This window comes from Saccharopolyspora sp. 6V (genome assembly GCF_020176785.1).
GTDB classification, from domain to species: Bacteria; Actinomycetota; Actinomycetes; order Mycobacteriales; family Pseudonocardiaceae; genus Saccharopolyspora_C; species Saccharopolyspora_C gregorii.
Window position 1 is genome coordinate 1 of record NZ_JAIUKB010000030.1, and the last position, 16,730, is coordinate 16,730.

Genomic DNA, 16,730 nt, shown 5'->3' on the forward strand with positions numbered 1-16,730 from the left:
CCCGGGGGGCCGGGGGGGGGCGCCCCCCCCCCCCCCCCCGCGGCCCCCCCCCCCCCCCCCCCCCCCCCCCCCCCCCCCCGCGGCTCCGCGCCCGGCGCCGAGGACGTCGGTCCCACCGGACCGCGATCGCGCGGACCGTGCGACCACCGGCGGAGCGAGTGCACTGTGGACGGTCAGGTGTAGTCGACTTCCGCCCCGCGCAGGACCGGGCCCACCAGCAGCGAACCCCACTGCGGCATCGTGCTCGCCCGGACGCCCATCGAGGGCGCCAGCACCAGCGCCACCGCGTCCCGCTCCTGCGGCGAGTTGATCAGCCCGAGGCCGTGCGACCCCGAACCCGCCGATCCGGCGGCCGGCGGGTCTCCCGCGGCGGGTGGGGCGGAACCGTCCTGGATCGGCCCGTCCGGCGGGTACTGCGGCCGCGTGCCGTCCGGGTAGTCGTAGCAGCGCGGGCCGCGCTCGTCGGCGTAGATCGGTTCGTCCCGGCCCGCCACGTATTCGCCGCGCGGTGCCACCACTTCGAGGGTGATGTGCGCGCCCGGCTCGTCGGTGCCCACGCCGAAGACGTCGTCCACCCGCGGGACCGTGTCGGCGAGGGTGCGCAGCAGGCAGGGGTACTCCGGGGAGTACTTCGCGAGCACGTCCGCGGTGGGCCGCGCCGACTCGCCGAGCCGGATCAGGTCGTCGCCGTTGGCTTCGAGGAACCCGGTGGCGTCGTTCGACGTGGTCGTCAGCTGGGAGGTGAGCCCGCGCAGGTTCTCCTGCTGGTCCACCAACGTCCGCGAGGTCTGCGACAGATCCCCCAACGCCGCCAGCACGTCCGGCGCCGCCTGCTCGTAGGTCTCCGCCACCCCGACCAGCTGCCGCAGGTTCTCCTGCAACTGCGGCACCGACGGGTTCAACCCCGCCACGTACTCGTTCAACCGCGAGATCGTGTCCCCGATCGACTCACCACGACCGTCCAACGCCTGGCTCAACGAGTTCAACGTCACCGCCAGATCGTCCGGGTGGATCGCCTCCAGCACCGGCATCGTGTCCGCCAGCACCGTCTCCAACTCCACCGACGCCCGCGTCCGATCCTGCGAGATCACATCACCCGAAGCCAACCGCACCGACGACGCCCGCTCCGGCACGTCCAACGACACGTACCGCTCCCCGAACAACGTCCGCGGCAACAACCGCGCCGACACGTTCGACGGCAACAACCGCGCCTTGTCCGGTTCGAGCGCCAGGTGCAGCTCGGCGCCGTCGTCGACAGGGCGCACCTCGGAGACCCGGCCGATGATCATGCCGCGGACCTTCACCTCGGAGTCGGGCCCCAGCTGGTTGCCGGTGGACGCGGCGATCAGCACCACGTCCACGCTCGGGCGGAAGACCCCCTGGTACGTCGCCACCGTCGTGCTGAGGAACAATGCGGCGCACAGCAGCAGCGCCAGCCCCAGCAACCTGCGCCGCACCGTCGCATTGGTGCTGTTTTCGCTCATCGGACCGCCGTTGACTCGAACCCGGAACAATTCGACGTGGCCCGCAGCGGTCGGGGGCGCGGTGCGCGCCGGTTCCGCGGGGCCCTCGTCGTGGCGCTCCTCTGGACGGAAGACGACCGGAGGCGCCGGACAGGGCAAGAGACTAGAGCGCGAGGGTGACGTGGGTCATGAGAACCCCGGCCATCCGATTGACCATTCCGGACAGATCATTCCGCCGGGCGGCGGTCGCGGCCCCGGAGATCACCGCGGGCAGGATCTCGACGGGGCCCTGGCAAGTTCGGCGCGGCGCACCCGGCCTGGTCGGGGCCCACCGGCGGGAGTGCGGGCGGGCTGCGCCACCGACGTCAGTCGGCGGAGTCCTCCAGCTGCCGGGACCCGACGGGTATCGAGGCGACGCAGGAGACGCAGGGCATGCAGCCGCCGGCGGGGACGTCGGCGATGGCATCCCGCCGCAACCCCAACCCGCAGGCGGTGCGGGCGACACCGGCGTCCCAGTCGACCGAGACGATCGCGTGCGCCTGCCGAAGCGACACGCGCGGGTGCCTGCGCAACACCCACACCCGCTGCTCCGCTGCAGCGTCGGGGTCGCGCCGGAGGTGTGCGGAGCTGTTGGCAACGCTGGGCATCATTGCTCCCTCCTGTGCTTGAGATTAATCCTACTCAAGGATTAATCTCGTTGTCGAGCTGAACTGAACAGTGCGGAGGGAGCGCCCAGTGCAAGCACCGGACCCGAACCTGATGACCTCGTATTTCCCCCAGCACGGCTGGACGGCCGCGCACCGCTGCGGACCCAACGGCGGCAACTGCGTCGAGGTCAACCACCCCGTGGCGGGCGGCCCCGTCGGAGTCCGCGACAGCAAGAACATCGACGACGGAGTCCTGGTCTTCGACGCGGCGCGCTGGCGCTCGTTCCTGACCAGGACCCGCACCGGTGCGTTCGACCTGCCATGATCACCATCGGTACGATCGGTGGTGTCGATTATTCCCCTTAAGGGTGAAATCATCGGTCGGTCCGGTCACCACCGGGCAGCACGCCATCGGGTGCCCGCTCGGCTAGGATGATCTGCTTGTCGAGACCCCGAACGAAGAGCGGAGATTCCGAGTGCCGAGCACGGTGACGTCGCGGCGCAGACAGCTCGGCAACGAGATCCGCCGAGCGCGGACGGCGGTCGGGATGACCCAGCAGGAGGTCGCCGATCTGCTGGGCTGCAGGCAGGGCAAGGTCAACAAGATCGAGTCCGGCGCGGTGGCGGTCAAGCAGGCCGAGCTCAAGCAGATGCTGGAGGCCTTCCAGTGCAGCGACGCCCAGGCGGAGCTGATGCTGGACCTGGCCCGATCGAGCACCGGGCAGCGCGGCCAGTGGTCCGGGTACCGGTCCGCGGTGCCGCACTGGTTCCGCACCTTCACCGACCTGGAGCCCGCGGCGGGCGAGATCCTCAGCTGGCACGGCGAGCGGATCCCCGGCCCGTTGCAGTCCGAGCACTACATGCTCACCCAGTTCAGCGAGGATCGCGCCACGGACGTGACCTCGCTGGTGCGCAACCGCCAGGACCGCAAGCAGGTCTTCGACCTGGACCGGCCGCCCTACTACCGGTTCGTGATCGGTGAGGCCGCGTTCCGCCGGATGCCCGGCGGGCCGAACCCGTCGGTGGCGCTGGACCAGGTGGAGCACCTCCTGGCGCTGGGCGAGCGCTACTCGCGGGTGTTCGTGCACGTGCTGCCGTTCGACGTGCGGCTGGCCTTCACGCCGAACGACTTCACGATCATGCGCTTTCCCGACGCCACCAAGGACTTCGTGTTCATCGAACACGCCGCCGGTGGGGTTTACCTCGACGACGAAGGGGACTTCGAGCTGTTCGTGGATGCGTGGGACCGCATCCGCGGTGCCGCGCTGGAACTGAACGAGTCGGTGGACTTCCTGCAGGAATTGGCCGCCGAATTCCGTTCCAAGCTGACCTTCTGACCCTTTTCCGACCGAACCGGATCGGCGGGAGGGCACGGCCCTCCCCCCCGCTTCGTGCTGCCGTGCGAACCGAACCGCGGACCGCCCGGCCGATTCCGCGCGTCCACGTGCCCGCAGGCCGCTGACCACGGACATCGGCCGGCTTTTCACCCGATGGCCCCCGCTCACGCCGAGCGGTCGAGGGGTTACTATTCGTCGCAAGATCACCCGGTTGTGACAAAGGACCATGCGAATGAGCGATCTTGATGAGGACCCGTTCCCCCCGCAGCACGCGGATTTGACCAAGCCGAGCGTCGCCCGGGTGTACGACTGGTACCTCGGCGGTAACGCGAACTGGGCCATCGACCGGGAATTCGGCCAGCACGTCGTCGACCAATACCCGTTGTTACGCCCGATCGCGATCAGCAATCGGCTCTTCCTGCACCGAGCGGTCCGGCACCTGGTGGCCCGCGGGGTGCACCAGTTCATCGACATCGGTTCCGGCGTGCCCACGATGGGCAACACGCACTCGGTCGCCGACGAGGTCGAGCCGGGCTCCAAGGTCGTCTACGTCGACCACGAGCCGGTCGCGGTGGCGCACTCCCAGGTGCTGCTGGAGAAGCACGGCGACGGGGAGCGGCACGCCGCGATCAACGCGGACTTCCGCAACCCGGACCGGTTGTGGCAGAAGGCCATCGAGACCGGGGTGCTCGACCTGGAGCAGCCGGTCGCGGTGCTGCTGATCGCGGTGCTGCACGTCCAGCAGCCGGGTCCGGACGGCGAGGACATCTCGCCGCAGGTCATGAAGCGCTACCGGGAGCTGCTGCCGCCCGGCTCGTACCTGGCGCTCTCGCACCTCACCGACGACGGGGTCCCCGCCGAGCTGGACGACCAGCTGGTCGGCATCAAGCAGATGTACGACAACTCCTCCAGCCCGGTGATCTGGCGCAGCCAGGAGGAGATCCGCGAGCTGTTCGGCGACTTCGAGATGCTGGAGCCGGGCATGGCGTGGACGACCGACTGGCACCCGGAGGACAGCAGCCCCAACCACTCGCCGAAGCTGGACTTCAGCCAGTCCGGCGAGTCGGCGATCTGGGCCGGGGTCGGGCGCAAGCCCCTCTGATCCGGCGGACCACCTCGGCGTCGATCAGGGACGCTCGATGCCGAGGTGGTCGCGCAGGGTGCGCCCCTTGTACTCCGTGCGGAATAATCCTCTGCGCTGCAGTTCCGGCACCACCTGCTCGAAGAAGTCCGTGACCCCGCCCGGCACGTACGGCGGCATCAGCACGAACCCGTCGCAGGCGCCTGCCTCGAACCAGCGCTGGAACTCGTCGGCGATCGTGGCGGGAGATCCGGCGACCAGCGGGAACGACAGCGTCGCCGCGTACTCGGCACCCAGCTCCCCCAGCATGATCCCGCGGTCGATCGCATCGGCGATCACGTGCTGGAAGCGGCCCTTGCTGCCGCGGATCTCGTCCCGGACGTCGGGCACCGGCCCGTCGACCGGGAAGCGGGACAGGTCGAGGTTCATGCTCGCCGCCATGAAGGTGAGGCCCGCGATGGGCAGCACCAGCGCACGCAGCTCCCGCTCGACCTCCCGCGCCTGCTCGTCGGTCTCCCCGACCACGGGCATGATCCCGGGCAGCACCCGCACCTCGTGCTCGCCGCGGCCCGCCTCCCGCACCTGCCGCTTGAAGCCGCGGTAGAACTCCACCCCGCGCTCCAGCGTCGGCGCCACCGCGAAGACCAGGTCGGCGTTCGCGGCGGCGAGCCGCTGGAACACCCCCGACGCCCCGGCCTGCACGATCACCGGCCGCCCCTGCGGCACCCGGGGCACGGGGAGCGGCCCGCGGACCTGGAACCAGTCCCCCGCGTGGTCGGCGTAGCGGACCTTGCTCGCGTCGGCGAACCGGCCCGCGGCCTGGTCGGCGAGCACCGCGCCCTCGTCCCAGGTATCCCACAAGGCCCGCACCGCGGTGAGGAACTCGGCGGCCCGCTCGTAGCGTTCCTGGTGGCCGAGGTGCTCGGCGCGGCCGAAGTTGCGCGCCTCCCCGTCGCTGACCGAGGTCACCGCGTTCCACCCGGCCCGGCCACCGCTGAGGTGGTCGATGCTGGCGAACATCCGGGCCACGTGGAACGGCTCCGAGTACGTGGTGGACGCGGTCGCGGCCAGGCCGATCCGCTCGGTCACCGAGGACAGCGCCGACAGCAGCACGATCGGGTCGAGATGGGTGTTCGGCCGGTGTTCGAGGACCGCGCCGAAGTCCCCGCCGTAGATGTCGTCGACCGCGAGCTTGTCCGCGATGAACAGCAGGTCCAGCTTGGCGCGCTCGGCGGACTCGGCGAGCCGCCGATAGAGCGCCAGGCCGTGCTCGCCGGGCGGCGCCGCCCGCGGGTGGCGCCAGCCGCCGGCGTGGATGCCGTGGTCGTCGAGGTAGAGCGCGAGGTGCAGCCGCCGGGTCATCGCCACCGCCCGCTCAGTACAGGCCGCGGTCGACGTGCTCGCCGATCGCCAGGTGTTCGCGCAGCACGCCGAACTCCAGGTAGTTGTCGGCGACCTCCTGCAGCTGGGCGGTCACCTGGTCGTCGACCGGACCACCGGTGCGCTGCGAGCGGTCCGAGACGAGCCGGGCGATGTTCGGCGGCCGGTGGCTGAGGTCGCCGTAGATCCGCGCGTTCTCCTCCGGGTTGGCCCGCGCCCACTCCAGCGCCTTGTTGTAGCGGCCGATGAAGTCGCGGATGGCGGCGCGGCGGCCCGGGTCGTCGAGCGCTTCCTGGTAGGCGTTGATGAAGCTGAGCCCGTGGGCGAGGCCGTTCGCGTCGCGCAGCACGGTCGCGCCCTGGTCGAGCTGGGCGGCGGCGGTGTACGGGTCCCAGGTGGACCAGGCGTCGATGGCGCCGGAGCTGAGCGCGGCGCTCGCGTTGACCGGTTCGAGGAAGCTGATCCGCACGTCGTCCGCGGACAACCCGGCTTCGCGCAGCGCGCTCAGCAGGAGGTAGTGCCCGACGCTGCCGGGCGTGGTCGGCGAGACGGTCTTGCCGCGCAGGTCGGCGACCGTGCGGATCGGCGAGCCCTTCGGCACCACGATGGCCAGTCCGTACTGCCGCACCGCCCGGGTCGCCGAGACGATCTTGATGTCGGCGCCGGAGCCGAGCGCGTTGAGCGTCGGCGCGTCCCCGGCGAGCCCGATGTCGACGGCTCCGCTGCGGAGGGCTTCCAGCAACGGCGCGGCGGCGGCGAACTGGGACCAGTGCACCTGGTACTGCTTGCCGTCGAGCACGCCGGCGGCCTCGACCAGGGCCTGCTGGATGCCCGCCTGGTCGCCGATGGTGAGCGTGACCTTGGTGAGGTCGACGCTGCCGTCCTCGCGGACCGCGGGATTCCCGCCGCAGGCGGCCGCGGCGAGCGGGCTCAGGACGAGCGGGGCGGCGGCCAGCTTGGCCAGGAAGGAACGCCGCGTGGAGCGGGTCGGCATGGGACCTCCAGCGAGGGGCGCGGCCGCCGGGCGGCCGGGCACGAGGTGAGGGCGTCCGTCCGCGCGGGACGGGAGGACCGGTGGGACCGGTGCGGGGGAACGAGCCGGGTCAGCGCGGACAGAGCGCCGAGGCCACCCGCGACAGGTCCACGTGACCCCGGGTGGTGAGCATCGGCCGCTGCGGCATGCCCGAACGCTAGCCAGGGCGCCGCGGCGGTGTAAACCCAATCCAACAGGTTGGGAATGCGATCACCGTCACCGCGGGCGACGCCCGGCGGACGACCGATCTGCGCGGACGAACGGGCCGATCACCCCGTGCGGCCACCGGGTTCGCGGACCACCACCACGGGGCACGCCGCGTGCTGCACGCAGTGCTGACCCACCGAACCGAGCAGCGCTCCGGTGAACCCGCCGTGGCCGCGGCTGCCGACGACCAGCAGGTCCGCGTCGGCGGCCGCGTCGATGAGCGCCTTCGCCGGACCGCCCTGCACGACGACGCGCTCCACGGGTACGCGGGACTCACCGGCCACCTCGTGCACCACGTCCTGCAGCGTCCGCGCGGTGCGGTGCCCGGCGTCGTCCGGCGCCCAGCCGTAGATCGGTGAGAGGTCCCAGGCCATCAGCGCGGTGATAGCGCCCCCGGCGAGGTCGGCGTGCCACAGCGCCCAGCGCAGCGCGGCGCGCGACGACGCTGAGCCGTCCACTCCGGTCACGATCCGGTAGGTCTCGGTCATGCGCGCCCTCCCCTGCCGAGCCACCACCGTCCCGCAGCCGCGGAGTGGTCGCATCGCGGCGCGGCAGCCCGGCGACTCGGTGGCGCGGCCCGTCGGTGCGACCTGGAGGCGCGGCGGACGTTCGGCGTGGCGCGGCTCGGCAGCCCGTCGGCGCGGGACGGGCGACCCGCCGGCGCGGCTCGGCAGCCCGGCGGCTCGGGGTGGCCCGTCGGCGCGAGCGGGGGGCGCGAACAGGGCGGCGCGGGCTATCGGCCGGTGTCGAAGTCCGGGGTCTCCTTGGCGAAGAACGCCCGGACCCCTTCGCGCGCCTCGGCGGAGGTGAACGCCTCGTCGCTGGCGGCCAGCGAGCGCCGCAGCACCTCCTCGTCCGGTTCGTCCGCGGTGGCGTCGATGAGGGATTTCACCAGCCGCAGCGAGGTCCGCGGCCGCCGCAGCAGAACGTCCGCGCGCTCCCGGGCCGCGGCGAGCGCGCCGCCGCGCTCCACCACCTCGTCGAGCAGCCCCCAGGACAGCGCGGTGCTCGCGTCGACCGGGTCGCCGAAGAACATCAGCTGCTTCGCGCGCCCCCGCCCGATCCGCCGCGTCACCCGGTAGGTGCCACCGCTGCCGGGGAACAGGCCGAGCTTGATCTCCGGCAGTCCCACCCGCACCTGCGGTTCGGCGATGATCAGGTCGCAGCACGCCGCCAGTTCCAGGCCACCGCCGTAGGCGAGGCCGCCGAGCGCGGCGATCGTCGGCACCGGCAGCCGCTCCAGCCGGGTGAACACCTCGTTCTGCCTGCGCAGCTTCCGCTCCACGACCGCGCCGGGGTGCATCAGGCCGGGGAACTCGCCGATGTCGGAACCGGCGCAGAACGCCCGCTCACCCGCCCCGGTGAGGATCACGACGCGCGCGCCGTCGCGCTCCACCGCGTCCAGCGCGGCGTCGAGCGCGCGGGTCAGCTCCAGGGTCACCAGGTTCATCGGCGGGTCGTCCAAGGTCAGCAGGGCGATCCCGGAGTCGGGTTCGTACCGGAGCGGTCCAGGTGCCACCACGCGTCGTCCTCCCGTTCGGCTGCGCTGCCCGCCCATCGTGGATCATCGCGGGCGGCCACCGCCCGCCGGTTCCCCCACGAGTGCCTAGGGTGGGGGCATGGCTGAGGAGATCTCCGGGGAGTTCGTAGCGGTCGGCCGGTCCCGCGCCTACTTGGCGCGGCCGGAGGTGGACGCGGGCGGCGCGATGCTGCTGCTGCCGATGCTCACCGGCATCGGCGAGCAGGTGCGGGAGTTCGCCGCCGACCTGGCCGCCGCCGGGGTCACCGCGCTGTCCTGGGACCCGTGGGACGGGCCGAGCGCCGACGACACCGAGCGCGACGAGCTGGTGCGGCTGATGGGCGAGCTCGACGACGAGGCGGCGCTCGCCGAGCAGCAGCGGCTGCTCTCGCACCTGTTCAACGAGCTCGGCGTGCAGCGGGCCGGGGTGATCGGCTGGTGCCTCGGCGGCCGGTTCGCGCTGCTGCTGGGCGGACGGGACAAGCGGCTGGCGAACGTGATCGCCTACCACCCGACGGTGCCGATTCCGCCCGCGCCGAACCACGCGCTGGACGCCGCCGAGCACGCCGCGCGGATCGAGGCGCCGGTGATGATGCACTACCCGGGCGCCGACGACCTGGTGCCGCGGGAGAGCTTCGACGCGCTGAACGCGGCGCTCACCGGCCGCGAGCGCGGCGCCAGCATCGTGCACACCTACCCCGGCGCCGAGCACGGGTTCAGCGCCCGCGCCCGCCAGGAGAACCCGGTGAACGCCGAGGCATACCTGCACTCCTGGCCGCAGACCCTGAGCTTCGTGCGGACTACCACTTTGCGGTGATCTTCCCCCTTCTGTTGCTTCGGGGGCGGGTGGCGGAACCTCAGCGGTTCCCTCGCTGCGGGATCTTTTTCCCAAGTGGCTCCGCCACGAGGGAAAAGCTGTCCTCGCGAGGGAACCGCTGAGAACCCGCTGGTGGTCGGTCTGCGTGCCTGGTCGGCAGCTCATCGGCTTCGCCGCTGACAGGAAGACGTTGAAGAGCCACTGGGAAAGCGGGCAGCGAGGAAGCTGCTGAGGTTCCGCCACCCGACCCACCTCGCAACCGAAGTGAAAATGAAGGGGCAGTCAGCCGAGCAGCACCGCGATGAACCCGATGGCGGGTGCGGCGAGGATGGTGGACAGCAGCACGGATTCGCGGGCCAGCACCACCGAGGTCTCGTAGCGGGCCGCGTAGGTGAACAGGTTCTGCGCGGCGGGCAGCGCCGAGGTGACGACGACGGCGAACAGCTGCGGGTCGGGCAGGTCGAAGACGAACCGGCCCAACGCCCAGGCGACCAGCGGCTGCACCACGGACTTGAGGGCCACGGAGAAGAACACCACCTTCTTCTCCGGGCTCCGGCCGGGCAGGCTGGCGCCGCGCAGCGAGATCCCGAACGCCAGCAGCACGCCCGGCACCGCCATCCCGCCGAGCAGGTTGATCGGGTCGAACACGGCGTCCGGCACGTGCAGCCCGGTCGCGGCGACCGCGACGCCGCTGAGCGAACCGAGCACCACGGGGTTGCGGAACGGCGTGGTCAGCCGCGCCGTCCAGGAGGTGTGCGCTCCGGGCCGCGACAGGTCGAGCACGGCCAGCGCGATCGGGGTGACGACGAGCTGCTGCAGCAGCAGCACGGGCGCGACCAGCGACGCGTCGCCGAGCACGTACACCGCGATCGGGATGCCGAGGTTGCCGGAGTTGACGTAGCTGGAGCACAACGCGCCGATGGTGGTGCGCCCGACGTCCCAGCCGCGGACCACCCCGGCGGCGACGAACAGGCCGGCGGCGGCGAAGGTGCTCAGCGCGGTGATCAGCAGCGGCAGCGAGACGATGACGGACAGGTCGGCGCGGGCGAGCGTGGTGAACAGCAGCGCCGGGGTGCCCACCGAGAACGCGAGCCTGCTCAGCACCTCCTGGCCGTGGTCGCCGAGTGAGCCGCGCAGCGCCACCAGGTAGCCGACGGCGATGATGGCGCCGATCACGGCGAACCCGGTGAGCACTCCGGTCACGTCGGCTCCGATCGGCGGGCGGGGGCGGTTCCCCGCCGCCAGGCGCGGTGCGCGCGGCTCATCGGTGCCCACTCCGATCTTCGGCAGGACGCGTCCGGCCGCGTGCGGAAGGGGCGGGGACGCCGGTCAGGGCGCCCGCCGGTATAGCTCGCGGGCGCCGCCATGCGGATCAGACGATAGCCGACCCGACCGCGAGCGACCACGAGCGCGGGCAATGACATATGTCATGCCGCGGGACGGGGACGGCCGAAGATGACCACATGATGGGAAATCGGCGTTCCGCGATGCTCCACAGAGGACTGATCCGCACCCTCCGGCAACTGCCCGGGACCCGTCCTCGCACGCGCGCGGCGGGTCGTCGCGGGCGATCAGCGGAGTTCGGCCACGCCGCACCAGGTTTCGGACTCCTCCGGCGCCGGGGCGCCGGGCGCGGGCGGCGACCCGTGCCACTGCGGGGTCCACACCACGCCGGGCTCCACCAGCCGCCAGCCGTCGAACAGGGCGCGCACCGCCGCGCGGTCGCGGTGCGTGACCTCGGTGCCCGAGGCGGCCAGCAGCTCGCGCAGCTCCCGGGAGGCGTCGGGCTGGTTGTCCTGGGTGGTGTGCGAGATGACGAGGAAGCTGCCCCGGGTGCACTGCTCCCGGTAGGTCCGCAGCATCTCGACGATGCCGTCCGCGTCGCTGACGTAGTGCAGCACCGCGACCATGAGCACGGCCACCGGCCGGTCGAGGTCGAGCAACCGCCGGGTGGGCTCCGCGGCCAGCACGTCGCCCGGGTCGCGCACGTCGGCTTGCACCATCGCCGCGTTCTCGTTGCCGCGCAGCAGCTGGCGGGTGTGCGCGGCGGCGACGGGTTCGTCATCGACGTACACCACGCGGGCCTCGGGGTTGCGGGCCTGCGCGATCTCGTGGGTGTTGCCGCGGGTGGGGATGCCGGAGCCGAGGTCGAGGAACTGGTCGATGCCCTCGTCCACGCAGAACTCCACGGCGCGGCGCAGGAAGGCGCGGTTGGCGCGGGCGACGGCGGGGCCGCTGGGCATCACCGCGAACACCTGGTCGGCGACCTCGCGGTCGATCTTGAAGTTGTGGTCGCCGTTGAGGGCGTAGTCGTACATGCGGGCCGCGTTGGCGTGCTTCACGTCCACTCCGGGGATCGATTCGAGCGAGAATCCGGGGTCGGTCCGCGGCGCCCTGGCGGCGGGTACGCCGGGGGCGTGCGGCGGAGCAGCGGTCCAGGAAGCGCCCGGTGCGGCCTGCTGGGGCGCGGCCGGGCCCGGGTCGGTTCCGATCCGTTCCGCGTCGTGCCGCCGTCCGTCCCGCCCCATCGAACGCTCCCCTCGACGAGCCCGGTCCCCTGGTCGAGCTCCGGCTTCGAGCGTGGCGAGGGGCCCGCGGGCGCGCAAGGGCCGCCCGGCCGAACCCGGTGCGGTCCTTCGGTGGAAGCGGCGCGTGTCAGTCCACTTCGGACATCAGCGCCAGGAGACCTGGGAGGTGGGCCAGCGCAGCGCGGCGCGTTCGATCTCGTCGCGAGCGCGCAACATCCGCCGCACGGCGCGCCGCTCGAACTCCGGGGTGACCCGCGCGGTGGGCACCGAGCAGCTGATCGCGTCCTGCACCGGGTTGTCGTAGCGCAACGCGACGCCGATGCAGTGCACGCCGACGTTGCTCTCCTCCAGCTCCACGGCGTAGCCGCGATCGCGGGTGGCGGCCAGGTCCGCGTGCAGCCCGGCGCGGTCCAGGGTCGACCCGGTGAACCTCGGCAGCGGGTCCGGCAGCAGCGCCGCCACGTCGGCGTCCGCCCGTTCGGCCAGCAGCGCCTTGCCCAGCGCGGTGGCGCTGGCGGGCAACCGGCGGCCGACCCGGCTGAACGGGCGCAGGTGGTGCTTGGACTCGCGGGTCAGCAGGTACACCACGTCGGCGCCGTCGAGCCGGGCGAAGTGCACCGTCTCGCCGAGGTCGGCGACCAGTTCGTCCAGGTGCGGCCCGATCTCGGCGACGCGCAGGTCGCCGTCGATGTAGGAGGTGCCGACCAGCAGCGCCCGCACCCCGATCCCGTACAGCGAGCCGGTGACGTCGGTGCGCACCCAGCCGCGGGCGACGAGCGTCTGCAGCAGGGCGTAGAGGCTGCTGCGCGGCACCTGGGTGCGTTCGGCCAGTTCGCGGAGGTTCACCGGTTCACCGTCGAGGCCGCCCAGCACCTCCAGGACCTCCACCGTGCGGGCCGCCGACTTGACGTCCCGCACGCCCTTCTGCCCGTCCGCCATGCCGCTCATCCCGCGCTCCCCGCGACCGGAAAACCCCCGGCCACCGTGCCTTTTCCGCAAAGCAACACCGTACACACCGGGCGGTCGGCGGGCCGTCGAAGGCTCCGCGGCCCCGGGCGTCCGGCGCGGGGGCGCCCGGGGTCCGGGGTCAGCGGGCGGCGGCGGACCGGCGCCTGCCGATCAGGGTGGCGAGCCCGGCGGCGAGCAACGAGGCCGCCGACAGCCCGTAGAGCCCGTAGGTGGTGGATCCGGTGGTCTCCTCCAGGAGGCCGATCGCGGTGGGCGCCACGAAACCGCCGAGGTTGCCCAGCGAGTTCACCAGCGCGATGCCCGGCGCGACGATCTTGCCGTCCAGCCCCTGCTGCGCGATCGGCCAGAAGATCGACGCGGAGCACTTGAACCCGACCGCGGCCACGCACATCGCCCCCACTCCGAACCACGGCGAGCCGAGCGTCGCCAGGAAGGTGCCGACCGCGGCGACGACCAGCGCCACCGTGACGTACGGGCGGCGGACGCCGGTGCGGTCGGTGAACCGGCCCATCAGGTACATCGCGGCGATCGCGCACGCCCACGGCACCGCGCTCACCACTCCGACGCCGAAGTCCGGCAGCCCTGCGATGCCGGACACCAGGCTCGGCAGCCAGAACGTGATCGCGTACCCGGTCAGCGAGATGGCGAAGAAGATGAAGCACAGCAGCAGGACCTGCGGGTGCAGCAGCAGCCGGGTCTTCGACACCCGCTCCTCCGCGTCCGCCCGGTGCGCGTCGTCGGCGGCCACCGCCGCGGCCAGCGCGGCCCCCTCCTCGGCGGTGAGCCACTTCGCGTCCCCGATCCGGGAGACGAGCAGGAAGGCCGCCACGACGCCGATCAGCACCGAGATCACGCCCTGCGCCAGGAACATCCACTTCCAGCCGGCGAGCCCGGCCACCCCGTCCAGCTCCAGCAGCGCGCCGGTGACCGGCCCGGTCACCACGTAGGCGCCCGCGGAACCGCCGAGGAAGATCGCGACGGCGCGGCCCCGGTACCGGTCCGGCAGCCAACGGGTGAAGTAGTACATGACGCCGGGGAAGAACCCGGCCTCCGCGACGCCCAGCAGGAACCGCATCGCGTAGAAGGTGGTGGTGTCGGTGATGAACGCCATCGCGAACACCACCACGCCCCAGCTGATCATGATGCGGGTGAGCCAGACGCGGGCGCCGAAGCGCTCCATCAGCACGTTGCTCGGTACTTCGAACAGCGCGTAGGCCACGAAGAACAGCCCGGCCCCGAGCCCGTAGGCCGCGGCGCCGATGCCGAGGTCGGCTTCCAGGTCGTGGCGCACGAACCCGATGTTCGTGCGGTCCATCTGGTTGACGATCAGCATGACCACCAGCAGCGGGACCATGCGCCGGAAGAACTTGCCCACCGCACCGCGCAGCGCGGCATCGTCCGAAGTGGACTCCGTCGGTACCGTCGTCATCGACGCCTCCGGGAGGGGAAGGAGCGGTTCACCAGACGGGGAACGAGGGTGCCTGCCACTCCGGGCGCACCCTGCGCATCGCGGCCGCGTCGTCCCGGTCGCGCACGTCGCTGTCGAGCCAGCGCCGGTGCAACCGGGCCAGCGAGTCCCGGTCGAGCTCGATGCCCAGCCCGGGCGCGTCGGTGACCTCGACGCAGCCGTCGCGGAAGGTGTGCGGCGCGGTGATCACGTCCTCGGTCTGCCACGGCCGGTGCGTGTCGCAGGCGTGGTCGAGGTCGGGGATGGTGGCGGCCACGTGCGTCATCGCGGCGAGGCTGATGCCCAGGTGCGTGTTGGAGTGCATGGACAGCTGCTTGCCGTGGGTGCGGCAGATCGCGGCGAGGTCCTGGGTGGCGCGCAGCCCGCCCCAATAGTGGTGGTCGGAGAGCACGACCTGCACGGCGTCGGCGGCGAACGCGGCGGGCACCTCGTCGAGCGCGGTGACGCACATGTTGGTGGCCAGCGGGAGGCTGGTGCGGGCGGCGACCCGCGCCATCTGCTCGGTGCCCGCGGTGGGGTCCTCCAGGTACTCGGCGACGCCTTCGAGCTCGGCGGCGACCCGCAGGCTGGTCTCGACCGACCACGCGCCGTTGGGGTCGAGCCGCAGCGGGGCGTCCGGGAACGCCTCGTGCAGCGCGTGGACCGCGGCGACCTCCTGCTCCGGTGCGAACGCGCCGCCCTTGAGCTTGAAGGAGCGGAACCCGTACCGGTCGGCGAACCGCCGCGCCTGCGCGACGACGCCTGCCGGATCGAGCGCGGCGCCCCAGTCGTCCTCCGGCTCGCCGGGCAGCGGGTGCGCGGCCCACCGGTAGAACAGGTAGCCGCTGTACTCGACGCGGTCGCGGACCTTCCCGCCGAGCAGCGCGTGCACCGGCAACCCGGTCTCGTGGCCGAGCGCGTCGAGCAGCGCCACCTCGAACGCGGACACGACGCTGTGCACCAGCTTCACCTCGGTGCGGGCGCCGCGGAGCCCTTCGGCGACGACGGTGTTGTCGATCCGGGCGATGTCCACTTCGGCGGCCGCGGCGGCGACCCGGGCGAACAGGTCGTTGCGGGCCGTCAGCGGGCGTCCGACGAGCTCCGGACCGAAGGCCTGGGCGATCGTGAGGTAGTCGGTGTCGCCGTAGGTCTCCCCGATGCCGCTCACCCCGTTCTCGGTGACGACCTCGACGATGGTGCGCGGCGTGTACGGCTGGTGCACGCCCTGGACGTTCAGCAGCGGCGGATCGCTGATCAGGATGGGGGTGACGCGGACTTCGGCGATGCGGGTGCTCTCGGGCATGGGATCTCCCTGCTCAGTCCTGGTCGACGAGCGCCAGGCCCGTCTCGATCAGCTTCTGGAGGTCGGCGAGGTCGGCGGGCCCCGGATCGACCAGCGGGGCGCGCACCGGCCCGACGGGCAGGCCGCGCAGCCGGGCGCCCGCCTTGACCAGCGCCACGGCGTAACCGGCCCGGCGGTCGCGGAGTTCGACGAGCGGGAAGTAGAACTCGCGCAGCAGCCCTTCGACTCGCTCCCGGTCCCCGCCGCGCAGCGCGGTGAAGAAGGTCCGCGCGATCTCGGGGGCGAACGCGTGCACCGCGGAGGAGTAGGCGGGGACGCCGATCGCGGAGTAGGCGCGGGCCTGCATCTCGGCGGTGGCCGCGCCGTTGAAGAACAGGAAGTCCGCGGGGGTGCTGAGCGTGAGGCGCTGCAGCGCGTCGAGGTCGCCGTGGCCGTCCTTGAGACCGATGACGGTGGGGAGCTCGGCGATCCGGGCGGCGGCGCCGGGGCCGAAGCGGACGTGGTCGCGCTGGTAGGCGATCAGCGGCAGCCGGGTGTGCTCGGCGACGCGGCGCACCTGCTCGACCACGCCGTCCTGCGGTGCCTTGACGAGGTAGTGCGGGAGCAGCAGTCCGGCGTCGGCGCCCGCGTCCACGGCGCGTTCGGCGAACTGCCGCGCCTGCGCCCAGCCGTAGCCGAGCCCGGCGAGCACCGGGATCCGCCCGTCCGCGACCTCGACGGCGGTCCGCACGACGGCGGCGTGCTCGTCCTGGGTGAGGGAGAAGAACTCGCCGGTGCCGCAGGCGACGAAGAACGCGGCGGGATCGGCGTCGACCTGTCCCCGGAGGTAGGTCCGGAACGCGGCGAGGTCGAGCTCGCCGGCGGCGGTGAACGAGGTGAGGGGGAACGACAGCACGCCGGCGGCCATGCGTTCGCGGAGGTGGGCGGCGAACCTACCGGGGTCGGGTGGCGAGGTACCGAGCGGAGCCGAAGCCATGCGCATCTCGTCTTCATATGTAG

The 16,730-nt window shown here is 72.3% G+C and carries 17 protein-coding genes; 4 read left to right on the forward strand and 13 right to left on the reverse strand.

Annotation, left to right across the window (positions count from 1 at the left end; all coding sequences use genetic code 11):
* Positions 1 to 173: 173 nt before the first annotated feature.
* Entirely contained in the window at positions 174 to 1,484 is a 1,311-nt protein-coding gene (locus LCD35_RS06820) for an MCE family protein (protein WP_225043912.1), read from the reverse strand.
* A 344-nt stretch (positions 1,485 to 1,828) separates the two neighbouring features.
* Positions 1,829 to 2,110, reverse strand: a complete 282-nt coding sequence (locus LCD35_RS06825) for a hypothetical protein (protein ID WP_224955654.1) — start codon at positions 2,108 to 2,110, stop codon at positions 1,829 to 1,831.
* A gap of 88 nt (positions 2,111 to 2,198) precedes the next feature.
* Here LCD35_RS06825 and LCD35_RS06830 point away from each other — a divergent pair, with 88 nt between their 5' ends.
* The 3 genes from LCD35_RS06830 to LCD35_RS06840 all read left to right on the forward strand — a co-directional run bounded on the left by LCD35_RS06830 (position 2,199) and on the right by LCD35_RS06840 (position 4,549).
* Positions 2,199 to 2,435, forward strand: a complete 237-nt coding sequence (locus tag LCD35_RS06830; protein ID WP_224955655.1) for a DUF397 domain-containing protein — start codon at positions 2,199 to 2,201, stop codon at positions 2,433 to 2,435.
* Between the two features lie 151 nt (positions 2,436 to 2,586).
* A complete protein-coding gene (locus tag LCD35_RS06835; protein WP_224955656.1) occupies positions 2,587 to 3,447 on the forward strand; it encodes a helix-turn-helix transcriptional regulator in 861 nt (286 codons plus the stop codon).
* Between the two features lie 232 nt (positions 3,448 to 3,679).
* Positions 3,680 to 4,549 (forward strand): SAM-dependent methyltransferase, encoded by an 870-nt coding sequence (locus LCD35_RS06840; RefSeq protein ID WP_224955657.1) that lies wholly within the window; start codon positions 3,680 to 3,682, stop codon positions 4,547 to 4,549.
* A 24-nt stretch (positions 4,550 to 4,573) separates the two neighbouring features.
* Here the strand turns inward: LCD35_RS06840 and LCD35_RS06845 are convergent, their stop codons facing one another.
* From LCD35_RS06845 to LCD35_RS06860, 5 genes are all read right to left on the reverse strand, one after another.
* Positions 4,574 to 5,890 carry an LLM class flavin-dependent oxidoreductase gene (locus LCD35_RS06845; RefSeq protein ID WP_224955701.1) on the reverse strand — a complete coding sequence of 439 codons (1,317 nt, stop codon included), beginning with the start codon at positions 5,888 to 5,890 and terminating at the stop codon, positions 4,574 to 4,576.
* A 13-nt stretch (positions 5,891 to 5,903) separates the two neighbouring features.
* Positions 5,904 to 6,902, reverse strand: coding sequence for an ABC transporter substrate-binding protein (locus LCD35_RS06850; protein WP_224955658.1), 999 nt, complete (start codon positions 6,900 to 6,902; stop codon positions 5,904 to 5,906).
* A 109-nt stretch (positions 6,903 to 7,011) separates the two neighbouring features.
* Positions 7,012 to 7,089, reverse strand: a complete 78-nt coding sequence (locus LCD35_RS30695) for a putative leader peptide (protein WP_358444385.1) — start codon at positions 7,087 to 7,089, stop codon at positions 7,012 to 7,014.
* A gap of 121 nt (positions 7,090 to 7,210) precedes the next feature.
* On the reverse strand, positions 7,211 to 7,636 hold the full coding sequence (locus tag LCD35_RS06855) for a universal stress protein (RefSeq protein WP_224955659.1): 426 nt from the start codon (positions 7,634 to 7,636) through the stop codon (positions 7,211 to 7,213).
* Positions 7,637 to 7,881: 245 nt separating this feature from the next.
* Positions 7,882 to 8,667, reverse strand: coding sequence for an enoyl-CoA hydratase/isomerase family protein (locus tag LCD35_RS06860; RefSeq protein ID WP_224955660.1), 786 nt, complete (start codon positions 8,665 to 8,667; stop codon positions 7,882 to 7,884).
* A gap of 100 nt (positions 8,668 to 8,767) precedes the next feature.
* Between LCD35_RS06860 and LCD35_RS06865 the strand changes: the two genes are divergently transcribed.
* On the forward strand, positions 8,768 to 9,484 hold the full coding sequence (locus LCD35_RS06865; RefSeq protein WP_224955661.1) for a dienelactone hydrolase family protein: 717 nt from the start codon (positions 8,768 to 8,770) through the stop codon (positions 9,482 to 9,484).
* Between the two features lie 282 nt (positions 9,485 to 9,766).
* Here LCD35_RS06865 and LCD35_RS06870 read toward each other — a convergent pair whose 3' ends face one another.
* The 6 genes from LCD35_RS06870 to LCD35_RS06895 form a co-directional block, all read right to left on the reverse strand.
* Positions 9,767 to 10,687, reverse strand: a complete 921-nt coding sequence (locus LCD35_RS06870) for an AEC family transporter (RefSeq protein ID WP_224955662.1) — start codon at positions 10,685 to 10,687, stop codon at positions 9,767 to 9,769.
* 368 nt (positions 10,688 to 11,055) lie between these two features.
* A complete protein-coding gene (locus LCD35_RS06875; RefSeq protein WP_224955663.1) occupies positions 11,056 to 12,012 on the reverse strand; it encodes an SAM-dependent methyltransferase in 957 nt (318 codons plus the stop codon).
* Positions 12,013 to 12,156: 144 nt separating this feature from the next.
* A complete protein-coding gene (locus LCD35_RS06880) occupies positions 12,157 to 12,960 on the reverse strand; it encodes an IclR family transcriptional regulator (protein WP_224955664.1) in 804 nt (267 codons plus the stop codon).
* Positions 12,961 to 13,099: 139 nt separating this feature from the next.
* Positions 13,100 to 14,410: an MFS transporter gene (locus tag LCD35_RS06885; protein WP_224955665.1), complete on the reverse strand. Its 1,311-nt coding sequence runs from the start codon at positions 14,408 to 14,410 to the stop codon at positions 13,100 to 13,102.
* Positions 14,411 to 14,438: 28 nt separating this feature from the next.
* Positions 14,439 to 15,731 (reverse strand): glucarate dehydratase family protein, encoded by a 1,293-nt coding sequence (locus LCD35_RS06890; protein WP_224955666.1) that lies wholly within the window; start codon positions 15,729 to 15,731, stop codon positions 14,439 to 14,441.
* A gap of 13 nt (positions 15,732 to 15,744) precedes the next feature.
* The gene (locus LCD35_RS06895; protein ID WP_255614470.1) at positions 15,745 to 16,707 is read right to left on the reverse strand and encodes a 5-dehydro-4-deoxyglucarate dehydratase; all 963 of its coding nucleotides are present in this window, start codon (positions 16,705 to 16,707) and stop codon (positions 15,745 to 15,747) included.
* Positions 16,708 to 16,730 lie beyond the last annotated feature (23 nt).

Bases quoted from the DNA above. Each gene is read 5' to 3' on its own strand.
- LCD35_RS06845 (WP_224955701.1), bottom strand. From the start codon at position 5,890: ATGACCCGGCGGCTGCACCTCGCGCTCTACCTCGACGACCACGGCATC.
- LCD35_RS06890 (WP_224955666.1), bottom strand. From the start codon at position 15,731: ATGCCCGAGAGCACCCGCATCGCCGAAGTCCGCGTCACCCCCATCCTG.
- LCD35_RS06840 (WP_224955657.1), top strand. From the start codon at position 3,680: ATGAGCGATCTTGATGAGGACCCGTTCCCCCCGCAGCACGCGGATTTG.
- LCD35_RS06895 (WP_255614470.1), bottom strand. From the start codon at position 16,707: ATGGCTTCGGCTCCGCTCGGTACCTCGCCACCCGACCCCGGTAGGTTC.
- LCD35_RS06885 (WP_224955665.1), bottom strand. From the start codon at position 14,410: ATGACGACGGTACCGACGGAGTCCACTTCGGACGATGCCGCGCTGCGC.
- LCD35_RS06875 (WP_224955663.1), bottom strand. From the start codon at position 12,012: ATGGGGCGGGACGGACGGCGGCACGACGCGGAACGGATCGGAACCGAC.
- LCD35_RS06880 (WP_224955664.1), bottom strand. From the start codon at position 12,960: ATGAGCGGCATGGCGGACGGGCAGAAGGGCGTGCGGGACGTCAAGTCG.
- LCD35_RS30695 (WP_358444385.1), bottom strand. From the start codon at position 7,089: ATGCCGCAGCGGCCGATGCTCACCACCCGGGGTCACGTGGACCTGTCG.
- LCD35_RS06825 (WP_224955654.1), bottom strand. From the start codon at position 2,110: ATGCCCAGCGTTGCCAACAGCTCCGCACACCTCCGGCGCGACCCCGAC.
- LCD35_RS06855 (WP_224955659.1), bottom strand. From the start codon at position 7,636: ATGACCGAGACCTACCGGATCGTGACCGGAGTGGACGGCTCAGCGTCG.
- LCD35_RS06850 (WP_224955658.1), bottom strand. From the start codon at position 6,902: ATGCCGACCCGCTCCACGCGGCGTTCCTTCCTGGCCAAGCTGGCCGCC.
- LCD35_RS06865 (WP_224955661.1), top strand. From the start codon at position 8,768: ATGGCTGAGGAGATCTCCGGGGAGTTCGTAGCGGTCGGCCGGTCCCGC.
- LCD35_RS06820 (WP_225043912.1), bottom strand. From the start codon at position 1,484: ATGAGCGAAAACAGCACCAATGCGACGGTGCGGCGCAGGTTGCTGGGG.